This is a genomic window from Streptomyces sp. NPDC048637 (assembly GCF_040650675.1).
Classification (GTDB): domain Bacteria; phylum Actinomycetota; class Actinomycetes; order Streptomycetales; family Streptomycetaceae; genus Streptomyces.
On record NZ_JBEZHQ010000009.1, the window covers coordinates 98,848 to 119,177 of the forward strand.

The 20,330-nt window shown below is 71.1% G+C and carries 16 protein-coding genes; 4 read left to right on the plus strand and 12 right to left on the minus strand.

The genetic code is table 11. The annotated features are described in order from the left end of the window. Nucleotides 1-132: 132 nt before the first annotated feature. Genes AB0C46_RS14685 through AB0C46_RS14700 form a run of 4 tightly spaced genes read right to left on the minus strand, consistent with a single transcriptional unit; the run spans nucleotide 133 to nucleotide 4,506 of the window. A complete protein-coding gene (locus AB0C46_RS14685) occupies nucleotides 133-1,077 on the minus strand; it encodes a sugar ABC transporter permease (RefSeq protein ID WP_362828179.1) in 945 nt (314 codons plus the stop codon). 5 nt (nucleotides 1,078-1,082) lie between these two features. Further along, complete coding sequence (locus AB0C46_RS14690) at nucleotides 1,083-1,967, minus strand: metallophosphoesterase (RefSeq protein ID WP_362828180.1); 885 nt, start codon at nucleotides 1,965-1,967, stop codon at nucleotides 1,083-1,085. Next, complete coding sequence (locus tag AB0C46_RS14695) at nucleotides 1,964-3,346, minus strand: ABC transporter substrate-binding protein (protein WP_362828181.1); 1,383 nt, start codon at nucleotides 3,344-3,346, stop codon at nucleotides 1,964-1,966. Before AB0C46_RS14695 ends, AB0C46_RS14690 begins: the two co-directional genes overlap by 4 nt. Further along, nucleotides 3,343-4,506 (minus strand): ABC transporter ATP-binding protein, encoded by a 1,164-nt coding sequence (locus AB0C46_RS14700; RefSeq protein WP_362828182.1) that lies wholly within the window; start codon nucleotides 4,504-4,506, stop codon nucleotides 3,343-3,345. The genes AB0C46_RS14695 and AB0C46_RS14700 overlap by 4 nt, the downstream gene beginning before the upstream one ends. 183 nt (nucleotides 4,507-4,689) lie before the next feature. Here AB0C46_RS14700 and AB0C46_RS14705 point away from each other — a divergent pair, with 183 nt between their 5' ends. Next, entirely contained in the window at nucleotides 4,690-6,168 is a 1,479-nt protein-coding gene (locus AB0C46_RS14705; protein ID WP_362828183.1) for an MFS transporter, read from the plus strand. 767 nt (nucleotides 6,169-6,935) lie between these two features. On the opposite strand, the gene AB0C46_RS14710 is transcribed toward AB0C46_RS14705, so the two are convergent. From AB0C46_RS14710 to AB0C46_RS14730, 5 genes are read right to left on the minus strand one after another with little or no spacing between them, the layout of a single operon-like run. Next, nucleotides 6,936-8,099: an aminotransferase class I/II-fold pyridoxal phosphate-dependent enzyme gene (locus tag AB0C46_RS14710; protein ID WP_362828184.1), complete on the minus strand. Its 1,164-nt coding sequence runs from the start codon at nucleotides 8,097-8,099 to the stop codon at nucleotides 6,936-6,938. After that, nucleotides 8,096-9,265 (minus strand): amidohydrolase family protein, encoded by a 1,170-nt coding sequence (locus AB0C46_RS14715; RefSeq protein ID WP_362828185.1) that lies wholly within the window; start codon nucleotides 9,263-9,265, stop codon nucleotides 8,096-8,098. Before AB0C46_RS14715 ends, AB0C46_RS14710 begins: the two co-directional genes overlap by 4 nt. Continuing rightward, on the minus strand, nucleotides 9,262-10,248 hold the full coding sequence (locus AB0C46_RS14720; protein ID WP_362828186.1) for an alpha/beta fold hydrolase: 987 nt from the start codon (nucleotides 10,246-10,248) through the stop codon (nucleotides 9,262-9,264). The genes AB0C46_RS14715 and AB0C46_RS14720 overlap by 4 nt, the downstream gene beginning before the upstream one ends. Next, nucleotides 10,248-10,796 carry a DUF4442 domain-containing protein gene (locus AB0C46_RS14725; RefSeq protein ID WP_362828187.1) on the minus strand — a complete coding sequence of 183 codons (549 nt, stop codon included), beginning with the start codon at nucleotides 10,794-10,796 and terminating at the stop codon, nucleotides 10,248-10,250. Before AB0C46_RS14725 ends, AB0C46_RS14720 begins: the two co-directional genes overlap by 1 nt. 26 nt (nucleotides 10,797-10,822) lie before the next feature. Then, nucleotides 10,823-11,983 (minus strand): acyl-CoA dehydrogenase family protein, encoded by a 1,161-nt coding sequence (locus AB0C46_RS14730; RefSeq protein WP_362828188.1) that lies wholly within the window; start codon nucleotides 11,981-11,983, stop codon nucleotides 10,823-10,825. A gap of 243 nt (nucleotides 11,984-12,226) precedes the next feature. Between AB0C46_RS14730 and AB0C46_RS14735 the strand changes: the two genes are divergently transcribed. After that, the gene (locus tag AB0C46_RS14735) at nucleotides 12,227-13,192 is read left to right on the plus strand and encodes a PDR/VanB family oxidoreductase (protein ID WP_362828189.1); all 966 of its coding nucleotides are present in this window, start codon (nucleotides 12,227-12,229) and stop codon (nucleotides 13,190-13,192) included. Nucleotides 13,193-13,405: 213 nt separating this feature from the next. Continuing rightward, nucleotides 13,406-14,245, plus strand: coding sequence for an MBL fold metallo-hydrolase (locus AB0C46_RS14740; protein ID WP_362828190.1), 840 nt, complete (start codon nucleotides 13,406-13,408; stop codon nucleotides 14,243-14,245). A gap of 211 nt (nucleotides 14,246-14,456) precedes the next feature. Here AB0C46_RS14740 and AB0C46_RS14745 read toward each other — a convergent pair whose 3' ends face one another. Genes AB0C46_RS14745 through AB0C46_RS14755 form a run of 3 tightly spaced genes read right to left on the minus strand, consistent with a single transcriptional unit; the run spans nucleotide 14,457 to nucleotide 18,258 of the window. Further along, on the minus strand, nucleotides 14,457-15,242 hold the full coding sequence (locus AB0C46_RS14745; protein WP_362828191.1) for an SDR family NAD(P)-dependent oxidoreductase: 786 nt from the start codon (nucleotides 15,240-15,242) through the stop codon (nucleotides 14,457-14,459). Nucleotides 15,243-15,293: 51 nt separating this feature from the next. Next, nucleotides 15,294-16,724, minus strand: a complete 1,431-nt coding sequence (locus AB0C46_RS14750; protein WP_362828192.1) for a cytochrome P450 — start codon at nucleotides 16,722-16,724, stop codon at nucleotides 15,294-15,296. A gap of 1 nt (nucleotide 16,725) precedes the next feature. Then, on the minus strand, nucleotides 16,726-18,258 hold the full coding sequence (locus tag AB0C46_RS14755) for a prenyltransferase/squalene oxidase repeat-containing protein (protein ID WP_362828193.1): 1,533 nt from the start codon (nucleotides 18,256-18,258) through the stop codon (nucleotides 16,726-16,728). A gap of 255 nt (nucleotides 18,259-18,513) precedes the next feature. Here AB0C46_RS14755 and AB0C46_RS14760 point away from each other — a divergent pair, with 255 nt between their 5' ends. Next, nucleotides 18,514-20,031, plus strand: a complete 1,518-nt coding sequence (locus AB0C46_RS14760; protein ID WP_362828194.1) for a DUF4334 domain-containing protein — start codon at nucleotides 18,514-18,516, stop codon at nucleotides 20,029-20,031. Nucleotides 20,032-20,330: the final 299 nt, after the last annotated feature.

Here is a 20,330-nt window from a genome sequence, read left to right on the forward strand (position 1 = left end):
CCTCAGACGTGGTGACGGTCCTCAGACGTGGTGACGGTCCTCAGACGTGGTGACGGTCCTCAGACGTGGTGACGGTCCTCAGACGTGGTGACGGTCCTCAGACGTGGTGACGGTCACCGGGTCGGTCGTCGGTCAGTTGTCGTGGAAGGCCAGGCGTTCCGACAGCCACACCAGCCCGGCGGCGACCAGCCCGAAGCCGACGAAGAGCAGCATCCCGGCCGCTGCGCCCATGCCCGCGTCGTAGCTGCGGAAGCCGTAATCCCACAGCAGGTAGTAGACGTTGGTGGTGGAGTCGGCCGGTCCGCCCTGGGTGAGCGAGTCGATCAGCGGGAACGTCCACTGAGCGGACAGCAGTACGGTCATCAGCGTCAGGAAGACCAGGGTCGGCGAGAGCAGCGGCAGGGTGATCCAGCGGGTGATCTGCCGGCGCGACGCGCCGTCGAGGGCGGCGGCGTCGGAGTAGTCGCCGTTGATGCCGGAGAGCGCGGCGGAGACGATGATCACGGCGAAGCCGAGCACATGCCAGCCGGTGATGAGGATGATGGCGATCTGGGCGAAGCCGCTCTCCTGAAGCCAGTTCACCGAGGTGCCCGTGGCCCGGTTGACGACGCCGCCGCGCGGGTCGAGCAGCCATCCCCAGACGGCGGCGCCGGCGACCGGCGCAATCAGCATGGGCGCGAAGACCAGGGCCTGGTAGACGGCCTTGGCCCGGCCGCCGAGCTGCCGGGTGAGCAGGCCGACGACGACGGGGATGACAAGGGAGAACGGCAGCAGACCCAGGATCACTTCGACGGTGCGCCACAGCGCATCGCCCAGCTCCGGGGAGTCCAGCATCCGCCGGTAGTTGTCGAGCCCGACCGGCTCCATCGGCGTGGTGGGCAGCAGGTTCCAGGAGTAGAACGACAGCTGGGCGGTCTGCGCCAGCGGCCGGTACACCCAGATGCCCAGCAGGATGAGGGCCGGTGCGAGGTACAGATACGGCGGCGCCCCGCGCAGCACGACACGCGGCAGCGAGGGCCGCGCCGCCCTGGGTGCCGCATCCGGCACCCGCGGCGGCGCGGGAACCTCCATGAACATCTCTCTCACTCCGTCTCGGGCGTCAGGTCCTTGATGAAGCGCACCATCCGGTCGCGCTCGTCGTCGTACACGGCCGGGCCCTGCTCGACGGGGAGGGCGGTGGTCACCAGACTGCCGTCGATCAGGTCGATCCTGCTGAACCCGGCGCCCTTGATGCCGCGCAGCCTGCCGCGCGGGGACATCGCGTCGACCCGGTACGCGAGCGCGGGCGACACCCATACGGGAATGGCGCCGAGCATGCCGGAACCGGTGTGGTGGGCGTGCCCAGTGACGATCAGCCGGACGTCACTCCCGGCGACGACCGCGCTCAGCCGGCCGGCGTCGCGCAGCCGCAGCAGATGGACGGTGGGCACCGGGGAGGGCAGCGGCGGGTGGTGCACCACCAGCACCGTGCCCAGGGGAGCGGGCCGGGACAGCTCGGCGGCCAGCCAATCGAGCTGGGCCGGGTCGAGATGGCCGTCGTGCCGCCCGGGAACGCTGCTGTCCAGGACGACGATCCGCAGTCCGCCCGCCCAGTGCACACGGTCCACCGGCGGCTCGCCGCCACCCGTTCCACCGCCGTCCGTTCCGTCGCCGTCCGGCCCGTCGAGCAGTTCGGCCCGGAAGGCGGCGCGATGGTCATGGTTGCCGACCGCATACACCACCTCCGCGCCGATCCGCCGCGCGAACGGTTCAACCGCGGCGCGCAGCCGCCGGTACGCCTCGGGTGAGCCGCTGTCCGTCAGATCGCCGGTCAGCAGCAGCGTGGACACCTCCGCGCCGGAGGCCGCCACCACCTCGATGGCGGCCTCAAGGTTGGCGAGCGTATCGACCTGGCCGTGCATCAGCTCACCCTCGGGCAGGATGTGGGTGTCGCTGAACTGCACCAAGGTCAGCTCGGGATCGCTCATTTGGATCCCGTCGGCAGGAGCTTCGAGGCCTGCTTCCGGGCGCCCGTGAGCGTGGACTGGGCGTCGGCGCCTTGGTAGACGATCTTCTCCACGGCGTCCAGCATCTCGTTGCGCGCCTGGATGTAGTTCTTGCCGGGGAAGGACTGCCACGGTTCGAGGCGCGCGAGCTGGTCCAGGTTGGGCCGGATCAGCGGGTTCTGCCTGGCCCAGGTCTGAAGACCCTTCGGGTCGTCCACCAGGCCGGTGCGCAGTGGCAGGTAGCCGATCTTGCTGGAGATCATGGTGTAGGCCTCGTCGCTGGTGAGGAACGTGATGAGGTCCCACGCGGCGCGCTGTTTGGCCGGGTCCTTGGAGTAGACGAACAGCGCGGAACCGGAGTTGGTGGGGATGACGGTCTTCCCCTGGTAGCCGGGCGAGGTGGTGGCCCGCAGGTCCCACTTGTCCTTGGCGCCCTTCATGAAGACGCCCTGGATCGCGCTGGTCTCCAGGATCATCCCCATGCCACCGCGGGCGAACTCGTTGTAGGCCTGTTCCTGGCTCAGCTTCGGGGTGGCCCCGGACTTCACCATGCGCTGCGCGGTCTTCGCGGCCTCGACGGCCGGCGGCTGGTCGAAGGTCAGCTTGGCACGGTCCTCCGAGAGGACCCGGCCACCGTTGGAGCGCACCATGCTCTGCCAGCACCAGTCGGTGGCGATCTTGGTCAGGCAGTCGCTGTAGTGGCCGTCCTTGCCCGTCTTCTTCTTGATGGCCAGAGCGTCCTTCGCCACCTCGCCCCAGGTCTTCGGGGGCTTGGCGGGGTCGAGTCCGGCCTCCCTGAAGAGCGTGGCGTTGTAGTAGAGGACGGGGGTGGAGAAGACGAACGGGACGCCGAAGGTCTTGCCCTTCCAGTCGCCGAGCGTCCGGGCCTTCGCCGCGTACGGGTGCGCACCGGCGAAGTTCTTCCGCACCGCGGACTTGCCCACCAGGTCGTCGAGCGGCTTGGCGCCCAGGCCGTTGACGGCGTAGTCGAGGTCGCCGAAGCCGAGCTGGGCGACGTCCGGCGGGTTACCGGAAGCGGTCTCGTTCTGGACGCTGGAGACCGCGTCCGCCGCCGGGTTGGGGCTGTTGCCCTGCGGCTTCTGTGCGGTGACCTTGATATTCGGGTGAGCCTGTTCGAACTTCTTGATAAGTGCGGTGAACGTGTCCGTCCACGGGCCCGCCTGGCCGAAGTTGTAACTTTCGAACGTAATCGACACCTTCTGGTTCGGCTTGAGTTCCGGCACCGGCGAAGAACCGGACTTCTCGTCCGGGGCGTCGCCGAGGCCGCCGCATGCCGAGGTGCCGAACAGGACGGCGGCGATGCCCAAAGTGGTACCGAGACGGAAACGGGCTCTGTTCACGGAATGCTCCTTGGTGAAGCGGGCGCCCCCACGTCCACTGCGGACACGGGGAATCGGGAAAGCGAGTCGGAAGAGGGCTCGGATTTTGGGTCGTTCTGCCAGACCAGCCGGCGTCCGCCGGCCCGGTCGAAGAGGTGGACATGGTGGGGCGCCACGCCGAGTCCCAGCGAGTCGCCGGCGGCGACACCGAGCGGGCGCGGGCCGCGCAGCGCGACCTCGGCCGCGCCGACGGAGCAGTGGGCGACCTCGTCGCTGCCGAGGTTCTCCACGGCCCGTACCGTCGCGCGCGGCATCTCCACGCCCGCCGTGACGTGCTCGGGCCTGATGCCCAGCACAACATCACGCGGGGGCAGGTCGCCCGCGATGCCGAGGGGCACGTCGATGCCTTCGGCCACCGCCCGCAGTTCGCCGTCCCTGCTGATGACCCGGGCGTCGATCAGGTTCATCGGCGGGGAGCCGAGGAACCCGGCGACGAAGACCGAGGCGGGCTCGTCGTAGACCTCGGCGGGGCTGCCGATCTGTTCCAGGCGGCCGCCGTTGAGCAGGGCGATCCTCGTCGCCATGGTCATGGCCTCGACCTGGTCGTGCGTGACGTACACAAAGGTCGAACCGAGCCGTGAATGCAGGCCGGTGAGCTCGGCGCGGGTGGAGGCGCGCAGCTTGGCGTCGAGGTTCGACAGGGGCTCGTCCATGAGGAACGCGCCGGGGTCGCGTACCAGCGCCCGGCCGAGCGCGACCCGCTGGCGCTGGCCGCCGGACAGTTCCTTCGGCCGGCGGTCGAGCAGTTCGCCGAGGTCGAGCACCTCGGCGACGGCCGCGACGCCGGCCCGGATCTCGGCCCTCGGCCGGCGGCGGGCACGCAGCGGGAAGCCGATGTTACGGGCCACGCTGAGGTGCGGGTAGAGAGCGTAGCTCTGGAAGACCATGGCGAGGTCGCGGTCGCGCGGCGGGGTGTGCGTGATGTCGGCCTCGTCCAAGAGGATGCGGCCCGCGGACGGCGGGGTGAGCCCTGCGATCATCCGCAGCAGAGTCGACTTACCGCAGCCGCTCGGCCCGAGCAGGACGAGGAACTCGCCGTGGCCGACATCCAGGCTGACTCCGTCGACGGCAACGGTCCGGCCGAAGCTTTTGGTCACACCCTCGATGCGTAGTCGGCTCACCGCTCAATTCCTTTCACACGCCGGGTTATTGTTCGAGAGAACCACAACAGCCATAGATGTATTCGAGGTAAACCACCTCTGATGAATGCAGTTCGCACGGCGATGATTGAATTATTCAATCAGCCGAGTGGAGAAAGGAATGGAGAACGAACCGGCCTCGTGCGCCCGGTCAGCATGGAAACCATGCGTTCTCGGCTCGTACTTGCATTCCTGTGTGCAGCGACTTTCCTGGTCTATCTCGACACCAGCATCACTCCGGTCGCCTTGCCCGCTCTTCGCGCGGACGTCGGGGGCGGCGCGACCGCCGGGCAATGGCTGCTGGACTCCTACACGTTGGCCTTCGCCTGCCTGTTGCTGACGGCGGGTTCGCTGGGCGACCGGCTGGGTCGCAGAAACGTCCTGGGCCTGGGCATCGCGGGGTTCACCCTGGCCTCGGCCGGCTGCGCGCTGGCACCCGGCGTCGGTGCCCTGATCGCGGCGCGCGCGGCGCAGGGGGTGTTCGCCGCCGCCGTCGTGCCGCTGTCCCTGGCGGTGACCTCGGGTCTGTTCGACGATGCGCGGCAGCGCGCCCGGGCCATCGGGATCTGGGGTGGCACCAGCGGTGTGGCGCTGGCGCTCGGACCGCTGCTCGGCGGCCTGCTGGTCGAGAGCGCGGGCTGGCGCAGCATGTTCTGGATCAACATCCCCATCGGTCTGGTCGCCCTGACCGGTCTGCTCGTCACCCTGCCGGCCGCGCCCCGGACCGGCGGCGCCCGGCGCGTCGACGTGCTCGGCCAGCTGCTGTTCGTCGGCGGTGGTGGCGCGCTCACCTTCGTGCTGATCGAAGGACGTGACCGGGGCTGGCTGTCCTGGCCGATCCTCGGCCTGCTCGCCGTGGGCGTGCTCGCCCTGGTGCTGTTCGGCTGGTGGGAGACCCGGACGCCGGAGCCGATGCTGCCGCCCGGGCTGCTGCGCGTTCCGACGGCGGCCATCGCCTGCACCGTCAACTTCCTTGGCCTGCTGGGGCTGTACGCGGTGCTGTTCCTGCTCACCACATACCTTCAGGGCACGCTGGGGCTGTCGGCCCTCCAGACGGGTCTGCGCTTTCTGACCCTGTTCGGCTGTCTCGCGGTGGCCGCGGTGGGCGCCTCGTCGGTCGTCGCCCGGTGGGGTACCCGCCGCACCATGGTGACCGGCCTGGTGTGCGTCGCGGTCGGCCTGGCGGGCCTGGTCCTGGTGGAGGCCGGCGTCGGCTACCCCGGTTACGCGTGGGCGCTGCTCCTGCTCGGGGCGGGCGTGCCGCTGTCGAGCGGGGTGGTGGCGCTCCAGGCCATGATGGGCGATGTGCCGCCGGGCCTCGCCGGGACCGCGTCGGGCACGGTGAACACCTTCCGGCAGTTCGGTGCGGTCCTCGGGGTGGCGCTGGCGGGCCTGCTGTCGCCCGAGCGCGGTGGCACGGTCCATTCGATGTACCTGACCTTCGTGGTGGCCGCTGTGGCCGCGGGGCTCGCGGCGGTACTGACCGCCGTGGTCCTGCCCAAGGGGTCAGCGCGGCGGGAGGGTGTCACCGCCGCGGCCTGCCCCGCTTCTGACGGGCGGCCAGTCGAAGCCGACGGGGTTGGGGACCGGCACGGCCCCCGCGGCCATGACCAGGTCGGAGAACGGGCGCACAGCCGCGACTAGCTCCTCGGTGCGCGCCCGCCCCAGCTCGCGGTAGGGCCGGGCCGTCAGGCGGTCGGTGTCCGTCTCGATCCGCTCGCGGACGAGGGCACCGGCCGCCGTGAGCCTGCCGTCCGCGCGCAGCCAGCCGCGCCGGCCGAGTTCGCACAGCGCGGCGGCCCACTGGGACTCGGTCCACTTGTGGTACTGCTTCGCGTCGGACTCCGGCGACCGTCCCGACGCGGCAGCGAGCACATGCGCCGCGCAGGGGTCGATCTCAAGGCCGACCAGCACCGCGACATGTCCGTCACCGCGGTATTCGCGCAGGGTCGTCAGCGCCTGCCACAGCGCCAGGTGCGGCGCGTCCGGCACCGGCAGGGCGGCGTTGGCCGTCCCCAGCGGACGGCCGCCCTCGCCGTCCACGACCGATGCGGCGGCGGTGGCGAGTTCCGCCGCCCGGGCCAGGCCCGGGGACTCCACCAACGGCCCCAGCAATCGGCGCAGCGCCGCGTCCACGGCGGTGCGCCGCGCCCGGAGGAAGTCGTCCGGGCTCGCGTGCTGCCACAGCGCGGGGACCGAGCGGGACACCATCGCGGGCGCCAGGTGAAAGAACACCGATGTCGCGGTGGCGGCGCCGACGGCCCCCAGCGGCGCCGCCCGGCAGCCGAAGTACCACATCCACCGGCCGGGCAGCTCCAGCGGCACGGTCGCCGCCCGGGTCTCCGGCGCGTAGTAGAGCAGGGCGTGCACCGGCTCCGCGGTGTGCCAGGCGTACCGGACCAGGCTCAGTTTCACCGTCGTTTTCCCGCCGTTTCGGCCATGGCCCGTACGAGCCGTTCGAGGATGCGTGGTGAGGTGGCGAGGTTCAGCCGGGCGTGGCCCGCCCCGGATTCGCCGAAGGGGCGGCCCGCGCTGAGCGCCACCTTCGACTCCCGCAACAGGAACTCGGCCGGTTCTTCGGGCAGGCCGAGGCAGCGGAAGTCCAGCCAGGCAAGGTAGGTGCCCTCGGGGAGGCGGTACCGGACGGCGGGCAGCAGCTCGTCCAGCAGGTCCGCGAGCAGCCGCCGGTTCACGTCGAGGGCGCGCAGCACCCCGGTCAGCCAGGGGCCGCCGAGACGGTACGCCGCTTCCGAGGCGACGACGCCGAACAGGCCGGCTCCCCAGGTCCGTACGGTCGGCAGCGCCGACCAGATGGCGCGGTCGCGCTCGTGGGTGACGATCGCCTGGGCGCACTTGAGCCCGGCGATGTTCCACCCCTTGGAGGCGGCGACCAGGGTGACCGTGTGGTCCGCCGCCGTCTTCGACAGGGCGGCGTACGGCACATGGCGGTGGCCCGGGAAGACCAGCGGGGAGTGGATCTCGTCGGCGACGACCCGGCCGCCGTGCCGGTCGACCACGGCGGCGACGGCGTGCAGCTCATGCGGCTCGGCGACCGTGCCGAGCGGATTGTGCGGGTTGCAGAGCACGAGGGTGCGGGCGCCCGCGGCGAACGCGCGGTCCACCGCGTCGAGATCGAGCGTTGGCCGCCCGTCCGCGCTGGTCATGGGCACCTCGAACAGCGGCCGCCGGCAGACACGGACCGCGTCGGCCAGCGGCGGGTAGCCGGGCACCGGCAGGATCACCGGGCTTCCGGCCGGGGAGTGCTCCTCGATGGCGACCTGTACGCCGTGCAGTACATCGGGCAGCACGTACACCTGCTCGGGGGCCACCTGCCAGCCGTGCGTACGGCCCAGCCAGTCGGCGCACGCGGTCACGAGGTCCTGGCGGGAGCGGTCGTCCGGGTAGCCGAACGCCCCGCGCCGCACGGCCGCCTCGATGGCGTCCCGGATGGGCGGCGCGGTCGCGTAGTCCATCTCCGCCACCCACGCCGCGAGCACGTCCGGCGCATGCCGGGTCCACTTGAGCCCGCCGGTCACGGTCGGCAGATCGGCCCCGGCGCGGTCCAGAGCGGTCATCTGCGCGCCGCCCGCTCCGGCCGGTACTCCCTGCCCCTGGCGACGACCAGCGCGGGCATGGCGAGCGCCGACAGGTCGGTCAGCGGGTCGCCGTGCACGGCGACCAGGTCGGCGTTCCGGCCCGGCGTCAGGCTGCCCGTCGATCCGGCCACGCCCAGGGCGGCCGCCGCATCGACGGTGGCGGCCCGTATCACCTCGGCGGCGGTGAAGCCGTAGCCCGCCATGGTGGCGAGGGCCGTCGCGTACGCGGAGTGCGGGGTGTCGCGGATACCGGCGTCCGTCCCGGCAATGAACGCGACACCGCGGCGGCGCATGTCGGTCACCACCCGGCGGCGCTGCTCGGCGTACGCCTCGTCGCGCGCGAGCAGCGGATGGAACGTGCCGCACACCGGGATGCCGGCCTCCGCGATCGCGTCGGCGAGGGCGGGCAGGTAGCCGTCGAATCCGTGCTCGGTCTGCCAGGTGCAGTGCTCGATGGTGTCCATGCCGTGGACGACGGCGGCCCGGATGCCGTCGGCGCCGTGCGCGTGCGCGGCAACCGGGATGCCCAGGCTGTGCGCCTCGGAGACGGCCGTGGCGAGTTCGGCGTCGGTGAACTGGTGCAGCCAGGCCTTCGACCCGGGCGTGGTGTTCCCTCCGGTCACCATGATCTTCAGCAGGTCGGCGCCCCTCAGGTGCCGCTCGCGCACGCCGCGGCGTATCGCGTCGACGCCCCGGCACTCCCCGCCGAGGTACCAGCAGTGGCCGCCGGGCGAGGTGAGGGGCCGGGTGGCGGTGAGCAGCCGGGGGCCGGGGCTGACGCCGTCGGTGATCTCGTCGCGCAGCACGACGTCCAGGAAGCCGCGGGCGCCCAGGTCGCGAGCGGTGGTGACGCCCGCGGCCAGCAGGGCACGGGCGTTGCGCCGCATGGTGTGGAGCAGGGCGGTGTCGTCCGCCGCGCGGAGCACGGACACCGGGTCGTCCCCGCCGTCCATGGCGAGGTGTACGTGCGCGTCGATCAGGCCCGGCAGCAGCGTGCCGTGCGGGAAGTCGACCCGCTCGGCGGCCGTCGGCAGCTCGCCGAGCCTGCCGACGGCCTTGATCACTCCATCGCCGGTCACGACCCCGCCGCCGGGGAGTACCTCCCCGTCCCCGGTGAGGACGCGGGCGGCGGTGTAGAGCTTCACCGCGGGCGCCGTCCGTCCAGGATCCACCCGGCGATCTCGCTGCCGATCACCGTGCTGTCCTTGATCCACTCGAAGTGGTCGCGGTGGGCGACGGCCGACGACGCGTCGATGTGCCAATGCGTCACCTCGGCGGACGCGATGCGGCCGCACAGGAAGTCGACATTGGATTTCGGGCCCAGCCGGTCCTCGTCGAGGGAGATCGCCAGAACGGGCAGCTTCAGCTCGGCGAGCTTCCTGTCGTAGTCGTGGCTGCGGCCCTTCGGCCGGTAGCGGCTGGTCAGCGAGTGGCGGGACCAGTCGGCCATCAGCCGGCCCTGCATGGCGCCGGGGATGAGCACACCGCCGGGCCACTTGCCGGTGACCCTGGCGACCAGGCCGATCCACTGGATCTTCCACAGCGCCTCGATCCAGCGCCGGGGCCCGAACGCCTTCCAGTACACGCTGCCGGTGCCGATGAGTGTGACGCCGGCGACCTTGTGCGGCGCGGTGGCGCTGAAGAGCAGCGCCACCTGACCGCCGAGGCTGTGCCCGAACAGGTGCAGCGGCGCCTGCGGGAAGCGCTCGTGCACGGCGTCGACGATGGCGGGCAGGTCGATTTCGAGCAGTTCGCGGTAGCCGAACTCCGGCGCCTCGCTCAGGGCCGGGGTGCTCTCGCCCTGGGCGCGCAGGTCGACGGTGGCGACGGCGAGGCCCGCGGCGTGCAGGGCCTTGGCCATCGGCAGATAGAACTTGGCCTTCATCGCCATCGCGGGCAGGACCAGCACCACCGGGGCTGCTGGGTCCGGCTGCGGCAGGACCCGGATGACGAACGCCGCGCCGTCCGGCGTGGTCAGGCGGAGGTCTTCGAGGGTGCTGAACTCGGACGGCCGCTTACCGGTCCGCGCGGCACCCGCACCAGGGTCCGCGGCAGGGTCCACCACTGCCGGACCCGTCGCGCCGCCCGTCCGGGAATTCTCGGCGGAGTTCGCCCCGGGAGCGGACATCACTGCTCCCAGCCAGGGCCGGCGGCAACATCGACGACGTAGTCGAAGCTGGCCTTGGCGACGAGCAGCCCCGCGTCGTCGTACATCAGCGCCTTGCCGTCCACCTCGAACCGCTGCTCGCCCTCGGCGGCCAGCACCTCGCGGAGCACCCGCTCGTCGATCATCCCGATGGTCCGGATCCGGCCGATGGCCGGCTTCCGAAAGGCGGTCCTGCTGTCGCGCAGCACGAAGCGCCGGATGGCGTGCAGCCGGGTGGCAACGGCACCGAGGAAGGCGGCCGCTCCGGCGATGTCCGCGGCGAGGAACAGGGCTCCTGCGTGCACGGTGTCCATGTGGTTCCGCAGGTGCGGCTCGTCGGGGATCTCCACGACGGCACGGTCCGGGCCGATCTCGGTGACCCGTACGTCGGCGTGGTTGCCGAACGGCACGAGGGTCGTGGCGATGCGCCGGATCTCGTCGTAGTCCGGGTCGGCCGGGTCGATGTCGCCGAACGCGGCGGAGTAGGCGCCGCCGGCCGGGGTCTTCACTTCGGTCGTCACGCTCGTCATCCCTTGCATACTCGGTTCCTGCATGGTCACTTCTGGACGTTCCGCAGGACCCGGCGGCCGATCGACCAGCGCAGCACCTCCGACGCCCCCTCGTAGATCCGGACCGCCCGGGCCTCCATGAGGAAGCGGGCCACGAAGTGGTCCTCGCAGACCCCGAGCCCGCCGTGCAGCTGCACCGCCCGGTCGAGGACCCGCCAGACTGCCTCGGCCACGAAGGTCTTGGCGACGGACGCGGCGTGCCGGGCGGCCGAGCTGAGCGGGCCCTCCTCGTCGAGCACCGTCGCGGTGGAGTGGATCAGCGCCCGGGAGGCGATGATGTCGATCTCGTTGTCGGCCACCAGGCCCTGTGCCATGCCGTGTTCGGAGATCGGCACACCGAAGGCGGTCCGGGTCCCGATGTGCCGTGCGGACATCTCGTGCGCCCGGGTGGCGAGGCCGAGCCAGTTCATGCAGAGCGCCAGGCGGGACGGAGCCAGCCGGGCCTGCGCGTAGTCCAGGCCCCGGCCGACCTCGCCGAGCACCGCGCTGTTCGGCACGACGCAGTCGTCGAACTCGACCTCGCTGTGGCCGCCCGGGTTGCTGTGGTCCAGGGTCGGCATGCGCCGCCCCACCTTCATGCCCGGGTTGTCCTGGTCCACCAGGAACAGGGTGGCGCCGTCGCCGGTGTTCGCCACGCAGATGGTGAACGCGGCTCCCTCGGCCCCGGTCGTGAAGTGCTTCCTGCCGTTGATCACCCAGCCGTCGGCGGTCTCCTCGGCGACGGTCATCAGCATGCGCGGGTCGGAACCGGCGCCGGGGGCGGGCTCGGTCATGGCGATGGCCGAGCGCACGTCGCCCGCGGCGAGCGGGGCGAGGTAGCGGCGCGCCTGCTCCTCGTCGCAGGCGTGCGCCAGGAGGTGGATATTGCCGTCATCGGGCGCCGAGCAGTTGAGGGCGAGCGGTCCGATCAGGCTGGTGCCCGCGGCCTCCATGACCAGCGCCGCGCCGCGCATGTCCAGGCCGAGGCCGCCGTGCTCGACGGCGGACATCGGGCCGAAGACACCCGCTTCCTTCGCCGCCTTCTGGAGTTCCAGGCGCAGGGCGTCGTCCATCGGACGGCCGTCCACCACCAGCTCCCGCTCGATGGGGAGGACGCGCTCCTGGACGAAAGTGCGGGTAGATACGCTGAGTTCCTGCGGGCTTGGCACCTCGGGCTCCTCCTCGTTGGGCAGTCATCGACAGGGTCGTCGGCGCGGTCGTCGGCGCAGTCGTCAACGCCGGCATCACCGCGGTCGTCGACCGGTATGCCGCGACCATTCCGCCAGAGCACCACGGCCCGTGCCGGTGTCATTGCCAGAACCAATCGGCCGAGTGGATTCCGGTCCGTGATCTCCTGCGCCGCTCGCCTTCGGAGAAACTGCCGATGCACTGATATGAGGAGGACAGAAACCGTGACGACGTTGGTTGACTGGACGGCACTTGACGTTGCGGCCGTCCGCGACGAAGTGGCGGAGGTGCGCTCTTTTGAACTGGTCCATCCGGCCGGTGCGGCGCTTCCGAAGTGGGCGCCGGGCGCGCATATCGATGTACTCGTCACCGACGCCGATCCCGGAATGGTCCGCCAGTATTCACTGTGCGGCGACCCCGATGATTCCGGCCGTTATCGGTTCGCGGTTCTCCGCGAGGAGAACGGCCGTGGTGCCTCGCGCTTTCTGCACGAGAGCGTGACAGCCGGTTCTCAGTTGCTGGTGCGCGCCCCGCGCAACAACTTTCCGCTCGTCTCCGCGCCGCACTATCTTTTCATCGCGGGCGGTATCGGTATTACGCCGGTACTGCCGATGGTCCGTACGGCACATGAGCAGGGCGCGGAATGGGACCTGTTTTACGGCGGCCGGCGGCGCGAGCGGATGGCGTTCCTGCCGGATCTCGACGGCTACGGCGCGCGCGTACGGGTGCTGCCCGAGGATGAGCACGGGCTGTTGCCGCTGGCCGGTATCCTCGCCGCCGCCGGGCCGGACACCGCCGTCTACTGCTGCGGTCCCGAACCGCTGCTGGCCGCCGTGGAGCGCCTGTGGGACGAGCGGCGGGTGGGCACCTTGCACATCGAACGGTTCCAGCCACGTCCGCAGGAGCCCTCCGCGGCGCCGGACAAGGGGTTCGACGTCCGCGTCGCCAGCACCGGCGCCACCGTCCGGGTCGGGCCGGAGCAGTCCATCATGGACGCCCTCGGCACCGTGGGCATCGACGTTCCGTCGTCGTGCCGGGAGGGAACCTGCGCCAGCTGTGAGACCACGGTGCTGGCGGGCGAGGTGGAGCACCGCGACTCGGTGCTGTCGGAGGAGGAGCGGGCGACCGGGGAGACGATGATGCTCTGTGTGTCGCGGGCCAGGTCGCCCCAGTTGGTCCTCGACCTCTGATGGGCCCTCGCCCTCTGACTTCGCGTCACGACACGCGTCACGACGCGCGTCACGACACACGTCACGATAGCGAACACCCATGGACCGGTTGTCCAGTCCAATCATGACCGGGTGAGGGAGAAATATCGGGCACACTCACATCGCCGACGTGGGCCCTCGATCCATCGACCCCGCGCGGAGAACAGCGGGGAATCGAGTAGATCGGACATCGCCATGCAGCTCACCGTTCTTGGATGCCGGGCCGGAATGCCGGCGGACGGACAGCCGAGTTCCGGCTATCTGGTGGACACCGCCGGCGCGCGCCTGCTCATCGACTGCGGCCCGGGAACGGCCGTCGCGCTGAGCGCCGTCGCACCGCCGTCGTCCCTGGACGCCGTGGTGATCAGCCATTTCCACTCCGATCACTGCTATGACCTGCTGCCGATCGGAAAGTCGCTGCTGAACGGTCTACTCGAAGTGCAGGGCGGCCCGCCGCGCCTCGAAGACGAATGCCGGCCCGTACCGCTGTATGTTCCCTCGGGCGCGCGGGAATTGTTCGACAGGTGGGGCGCACTGTTTCCGGTGACCACACTGCCGTTGCTCGACCGGGCCTTCGAGGTCGCGTTCGACGTCCGCGAATACACCCCCGGTGAAAGCTTTCAGGCGGGCGACTGCGCCATCACACCGCAGGAGCTGCGGCACGTCCTGCCGAACTGCGGGCTGAGGGTGGAGGCCCCCTGCGGAACCCTGGCCTACACCGGGGACACCGGCGTCACCCCGGCGCTGGCCGAACTGGCCGCCGGAGTCGACATCCTGCTCGCCGAGGCGACCCTCGCTGAGACCGACCGCAGCGGCCACGGCCACCTCTCCGGCGCCGACGCGGGCCAGGTGGCGAGGGCGGCGGGCGCGGCAGAACTGGTGCTCACGCACTTCGCGTCGAGCGATCCGGAGTGGCTCTCCCACCTCGCCAGGACCGCCGCGGACGAGTTCGCGGGGCCCGTCCACATGGGCGCCCCGGGGCTGACCGTGGCGGTGAACCGCGCCGTCGAGGCCGTACGGTCCATGCAGCGCTGACCGGGCACCCCCACGCCCCGCGCGGTCCCCGCCGCGTCCGCGCCACGTGCGTGGCCGGTCGGGCGCGGGCACGAAACGGCTGAACGGCGAAAAAACGACGGAACGACTGAACGGCGAAGCGGCGAAACGACGGAACGAGGACTCCTGCTGCACGCCGTACGGCGGGCCCCGCTGTCCTGCCCTGCGCCGGCGAACGTTGAGCCGACCTCGGCTACTTGGCCAGGTAACCGCCGTCCACGACATGGTCGCTGCCCGTCACATACGAGGCGTCGTCGGACACCAGGAACGCGATGAGTGCGGCGACTTCGGCCGGCTGCGCGGTGCGCCGCAGGGGGACGGCGGCGAGGAGGCTGTCGGTGGCTCCGGGCGGCAGCGAGGTGACCATGGGGGTGTCAACGACGCCCGGCGATACCGACACGACGCGGATGCCGTGGTCGGCGTGTTCGCGCGCCGCGGTCCGGGTCAGGGCGAGGACACCCTGCTTGGCGGCGGCGTAGGCGGCGTGCCCCCGGAAGCCCGAATGTGCCGCTACGGAGGCGAGGTTGACGATGACGCCACCCTTGGCGTCCATCGCGGGGAGCTGGCAGCGCATCGCGTGGAAGACGCCGTACAGGTTCACCCTCATCACGGCGTCGAAGTCGGCGGGCGGGAGTTCGGCCAATGGGCTGAGGGGGCCGTTGATTCCGGCGCTGTTGACCGCGATCCGCAGGCCGTCGCGCAAGGCAGCGGCTTCCGTGACCACGCGGGTGACGCTGTCCGGGTCGGTGACATCGACGCGGCGGGGCAGGGCGGTGCCACTGGCCGCGGCGATCTCCCGGGCCACCCGGGTCGCACCGTCCTCGTCGAGGTCCGCGACCACCACCACAGCGCCTTCCGCGGCCAGTCGCCGCGCACACGAGGCGCCGATCCCGGAGGCGCCGCCGGTCACCAGGGCGACCCGGTCCCGCAGCCGGCCGGGCCGCGGTCCGCCGTCTGACGTCTGTGCATGCACTGGCATGGGTGACTCCTGGCAAGGTGAGGGCAGGCGGGAGAGGCCGTGCCGTGCGGATCAGGACGGGCGGGCATGCGCCGTGAGCGGCAGCCGGTCCGGGCGCAGGACAGTGCCGACCAGGGGCCGCACGGGGGTGGAGCCGGCTGGTGTCAGGCGCCGGTGAGCGGTGAACGCGGCCAGTGCCAGGGTCAGTTCGGTCCAGGCGAAGTCTTCCCCGATGCACAGCCGGCTGCCTGCTCCGAAAGGCAGATAGGTGTGCCGCGAGGCCTTCGCGGCGTCGTCGTGCGACCAGCGCTCAGGATCGAAGGCCTCCGGGTTCTCGTACAGTTTCGGATCGTGGTGCAGGGCGTACGGGCTGAAGAACACCTCGGCGCCCGGGGAGAGCGATACGCCGCCGAGGGTGACCGGCCGCACCGCGCGGCGCATCAGCAGCCACGACGGCGGATGCAGTCGCAGTACTTCGGTCAGCACCCTTCGTGTGTAGACCAGTGCGGGAAGATCCCCGATTCCGGGAGGCCGTCCGGCGAGAACGGTGTCGAGTTCGTCGTGGAGCTGCCGTTGGACGTCGGGGCGGCGGGAGATCTCGTGCAGCGCCCAGGCCAAAGACGCGCTGACGGTGCCGGTACCGGCCAGGAAGAGGGTGATCAGTTCGTCGGTCACTTCGGCGTCGGTCAGGGCACCGTCCGGGCCGCCCGTGAGCAGGAGCATCGAGAGCAGATCACCGCGGTCCTGGCCATCGGCACGATAGGTCTCGATGATGCGGTGCTGGACGGCCACCAGCCGGCGCAGCGGGCCGGCGTGCGGCGGCCGCCATCCCGCCAGCAGCGGGAGGCGTTCCGCCCAGGCGTGCAGCGGGGAGAGGGCAAGGCGCATCGAGTGGTACTTGACGGACAGCCAGTCCTTGACAGCGGAGTGCAGTTCAGGGTCCTGGGGGTCCGCGAAGAGGGTACGCAACAGGATGTCGAGCGTCAGGCGGTGGATCTCCGGCACCAGGTCGAGAGTGGTGCCGGGCTCCCAGAGGGCGGCTCGTGCCAGGGACCTTTCGGACATGATGCGGGCGTAACCGGCGATCCGGTCGTGGTGGAAAGCGGGTTGCATCAGCCGTCGGTGGCGGAGATGACGGTCGCCGGCGGCGGTGATCAGCCCGTCGCCGAGCGGCACCCGCAGGGCGTCGAACATCGCGCCCTTGTCGAAGGCGCGGGCCTGCACGGTCAGCAACTCCCGGACGACTTCGTGGCAGTTGACGGTGTGCACCTGCCGGGGGCCGATGTAGATCTTCGTCACCGGTCCGTGGTGCCGCAGCTCACGGACGAAGCGCAGCGCGTCACGGTGGATCCACGGGGCGTGCCCGGCCAGCGGCAGGCGGCCGGGGACGACGGGGGCATCGGTGGAGCCATCGGCAGAGGCATCGGCGGCGGTGCGTCCCGGCCCGCCGGTCCGCCGTGCACCGACGCTGCTCCTGCCGGTCCCTCTCGTGCCCGGCCTCATGTCAGCCCTCCTCGTGAGCGGAGGCGATGGGCCCCGCAGCGGATCGGAAGCGGCGCTGCCCGGCGAAGAGGCCGCCGGCGGCAAACGCATGGGTGTGGGTGGAGTAGTGCGTGAGGAGCGGTCGCGGGCCGTACATGAGCGGTACGCCCGGCCAGGTGCCGTCGTCGCGCTGGGTCTCCACCAGGTAGCCGAGCGCCGGCGCCCAGTATTCCTCGTTGAGCAGACCGCCGTGTTCCAGGGCCGCGAGCGCCAGTCCCGTTGCGGCGGGAGTGCTCGGGCCGGCCCCTTCGACGGGCCAACCACCATCGGGATGACGGGTTTCGGCCAGAGTCCGTGCGGCGGGGTGGCCGCCCGCAGGTACAGCCGCGGCGAGGGCGGGAAGGACTTCGGCGGTGGCGTACGGCAGCCCCCGGTACCACCCGGCGTGCCAGCGTCCCTGGTCGCCGAGGCGTTCGGCGAGCCAGCCACGCGCCGCGGCCAGTTGCACGCGATGGCGGCCGGAGTGGCAGTCCAGTGCGGTGACGACATGGGCCACCACGTCGTCCACCGGAGGGTCCCCGGCGGACTGCCAGGTCCGCCAGAGACCGTCGGCCGTCTGCTGCCGGGCCAGGTGACGCAGCCCGGCCCGTATCGTCGTGCCCGGCGCGCCGCTTGCGCCGCCCAGCGCGATCAGGACAGCCGCGGTGGAGTCATTGTCGGACTCGACACCCAAGCGGTACGGCCAGCCGCCGTCCGGGTTCTGTGCCGCGACCAGGAACGCAACGGCGGCCGGCAGTCCGTGGCGGTCGAAGGCCGCTGCGCCGTGGAAGGTGCGCACGGTCAGCGCGGTGTCCCAGACATCGCTGGCGGAAAAGCGCCAGGTTCCGTCGGGAAGTTGGCTGGTGAGAAGGTACTCCGCGCAGCGGCGGGCGGCGGCTGTGCCGGGTGCGGCGGCCTGCAGCGCGAGTGCCGCGAGAGCGGTGGTGACCGGGTTGGCGAAGAAGTCGCCCGACGGGGATTGCTGGTCGGCGACCATACGGGCGGCGTGCCGGGCGGATATCCGGTCGCCGAAGTGGGTCTCCACCAGTGCGTGCGTGGACCAGAGCTCCACCCGGGTCCAGCGTTTGAGCTGTCCCTGGGCTGCTACCGCGGTGGCCAGCAGGGCGCGCAGCGCGGCGGGGCTGCTACCGCCACTGGTCGCTCGGCCGGTGTACAGGGCGATGGCCTGGAGGAGCCGGGCGCGGGCCGACAGCGTCCGGTCCGCGAAGGCGGGGTGGCTCAAGTCGAGGGGGCCGCCGGTGTCCAGGGCCAGGGACAGCAGCGCGGTCTCCACGGCATGGGCCACCGGATGGTGGTTCTGCGCGGCGGCGCCGTTGGCGAGCCACGCCCTGCCCCGCTCGGCGGCCCGGGCGGCGTCGGGGTGCGGAGAGCGTGCCAAGGCCAGCGTGCACAGTGCGGTCTCAGTGATGCGAGGGTCGGGGGTGGCCAGCCATGAGCCGTTGTCCCGCTGGGTGGAGAGTGTTTGCCGGGTGGCGAGGGCAAGCGCACGCCTCACACGTGTGGCGAGCGTCGGCGATAAATGCGCATCCGGTACGGCCGGTAGCGCACGTCCTGTAGACATCTGGCCTCACTCTTCCCTGGTTCCGCTTCCGCTTCGTCAGTCATGACTCACCGCGTGGATGACGGCCCGGCGCGCTGCCGGCCCGCCGGGGGCAGGCGAGGCGGCTGCGGGCGTGCGCACCGGCCCGGGCGCGGGCCGAAAAGCGCGGAGCGCCGGAACACCCACGAGCCCGGGACGTAGCCTGACGCGGTGGACACTTCGCGACCGCACAGCCACCCTCCCCGGGAGATCGTCTCCATAGCGGACACATGCTCAGCCGCATTGCAGAGCATGCCGCGACTGGAGATCTGGCTCAAAGAGCTCGGGCTGCCCGTGGACACCGCGCTGGTTCCCCTGATGTGCCTTCAGACGGCGTTCTTCACCCCTTGGCTGCCTCCGGAGACCTGCTACCAGGTGTCCCGGCTCACCGTCTGGCTGATGGCGATCGACAATGTCCTGGACGCACCGGACGCAGCAGACGCTGGGGATGGACCGGATGCAGCGGAGGCAGCGCAGGCAGCAGAGTCCGCGGGCCCGGACGGGACCCCGACCCGCGTCCGGGCCTGGCACCGGATCCTTTCGGGGCGCGACAGCGACGGCGACGGCGACGACCCCGTGGCGCGCGCGCTGGCGGAGATCGCCCGGGACCTGCACCGCAAGGGCCGGCCCGAACTCACCGCCGTCTGGCGGAAAAGCATGCATCAAACTCTCATCGGCATGCGAGGCGAACGGGAGGCGGCCAGGGCAGCGGCCGTCGGTGGCGGCGTACCCCCGCTGACGGACTATCTACGGCACGGCGCCTGGACCATCGGCGTCGAACAACAGGTCACCGCCCTGTGGGCCCTCATGGACGAACCAGGTCTGCCCCGGCGCCTTCCCCTGCTGCTCGACGCGCTGCGCCAGGCCGCGACCGCCATCCGCCTGCTCAACGACCTGCGCGGCCACCAACGGGAACAGTCCGAGGGGAAGGCCGACGTACTCGCCATCGGCCTGACCGAGCAGGAGGTGTACCAGCGCGCCGAGGCAGGGCTCGAAAACTGCCGGAGGACTCTGGCTCCGCTCACCGCGGCCGGGTACGGTTCCGCGGTGGCACTGGAGCGGGTGGCGCTCTGGCATGCGCGGATGTACCACCGCTTCGATCCCGTACGGCCCGGCCAGACCGCCACCTCACCCCTGCCGGGCGGCTCGGGCAGCGCCCCGCACGCCCGCCACGCACCGTTAGTACCCCCATCGAGGGAGGCCCCGGCCATGAGCATCGAGCAGGAGGCTCTGGACGCCATCGCGTCCGGAGGGCCGTGCGACCACGCGAAGCTGGCGGAGCTGTTCGACCGGCTCGAACCGGTCGACACCGCTCTCCTCATCGGCACCTGGCAGGGTGGCGGGTTCGAGCACACCAGCGAGAACGCCGCGCTGCTGACGAAGATGCGGTGGTACGGCAAGCGGTTCGTCGACGCCGATCACGTGGAGCCGCTGCTGTGCCGCGACGAGGACGGGACGGTCTTCTCGTACGAGGAGATGGGCCTCGCCACGTTGCGTGAGGTCGTCTACCGCGGCAAGCAGTCCACGGCGATGGTCTATGACCAGTTGCCCATCATCGACCATTTCCGCCGGCTGACCGACAACGTCCTGCTGTGCGTGATGGACAAGAAGGCAGCTCCCACGGACTTCTTCTTCCACCTCACCCGCGTACCCGCATCGCTCCCCCAGCCACCCGGCGACGGCAGTTAGCCTCACGTACCGCGGCCTTTCATCTTCGAAGCCAAGACCGCAAACACAGGCGGGAGAACACCGGACTGCTGCCGGCTGCGCCGGCCCGGCTACTCTTGCGCGCCTTCCGGGCAATTCGGTGTTCTTCGGCCTGGCGGATGAGTTCCTGATAGCGGAACGGGGGCATCTGAAAGTGCATGCCGTGATGCTGCGACTTTCCCCAAGGTGAAGGTCAATCAGCGAAGTTGCCCCCGCTCAGGTAAGTCCGGGCCTCGGCAACGTCCTTCGGCCTCGTCGGCGAGGAGATGCTTGCCGACGCG

Bases quoted from the DNA above. Each gene is read 5' to 3' on its own strand.
- AB0C46_RS14685 (WP_362828179.1), bottom strand. From the start codon at position 1,077: ATGTTCATGGAGGTTCCCGCGCCGCCGCGGGTGCCGGATGCGGCACCC.
- AB0C46_RS14690 (WP_362828180.1), bottom strand. From the start codon at position 1,967: ATGAGCGATCCCGAGCTGACCTTGGTGCAGTTCAGCGACACCCACATC.
- AB0C46_RS14705 (WP_362828183.1), top strand. From the start codon at position 4,690: ATGCGTTCTCGGCTCGTACTTGCATTCCTGTGTGCAGCGACTTTCCTG.
- AB0C46_RS14710 (WP_362828184.1), bottom strand. From the start codon at position 8,099: ATGACCGCTCTGGACCGCGCCGGGGCCGATCTGCCGACCGTGACCGGC.
- AB0C46_RS14720 (WP_362828186.1), bottom strand. From the start codon at position 10,248: ATGTCCGCTCCCGGGGCGAACTCCGCCGAGAATTCCCGGACGGGCGGC.
- AB0C46_RS14725 (WP_362828187.1), bottom strand. From the start codon at position 10,796: ATGACGAGCGTGACGACCGAAGTGAAGACCCCGGCCGGCGGCGCCTAC.
- AB0C46_RS14740 (WP_362828190.1), top strand. From the start codon at position 13,406: ATGCAGCTCACCGTTCTTGGATGCCGGGCCGGAATGCCGGCGGACGGA.
- AB0C46_RS14745 (WP_362828191.1), bottom strand. From the start codon at position 15,242: ATGCCAGTGCATGCACAGACGTCAGACGGCGGACCGCGGCCCGGCCGG.
- AB0C46_RS14750 (WP_362828192.1), bottom strand. From the start codon at position 16,724: ATGAGGCCGGGCACGAGAGGGACCGGCAGGAGCAGCGTCGGTGCACGG.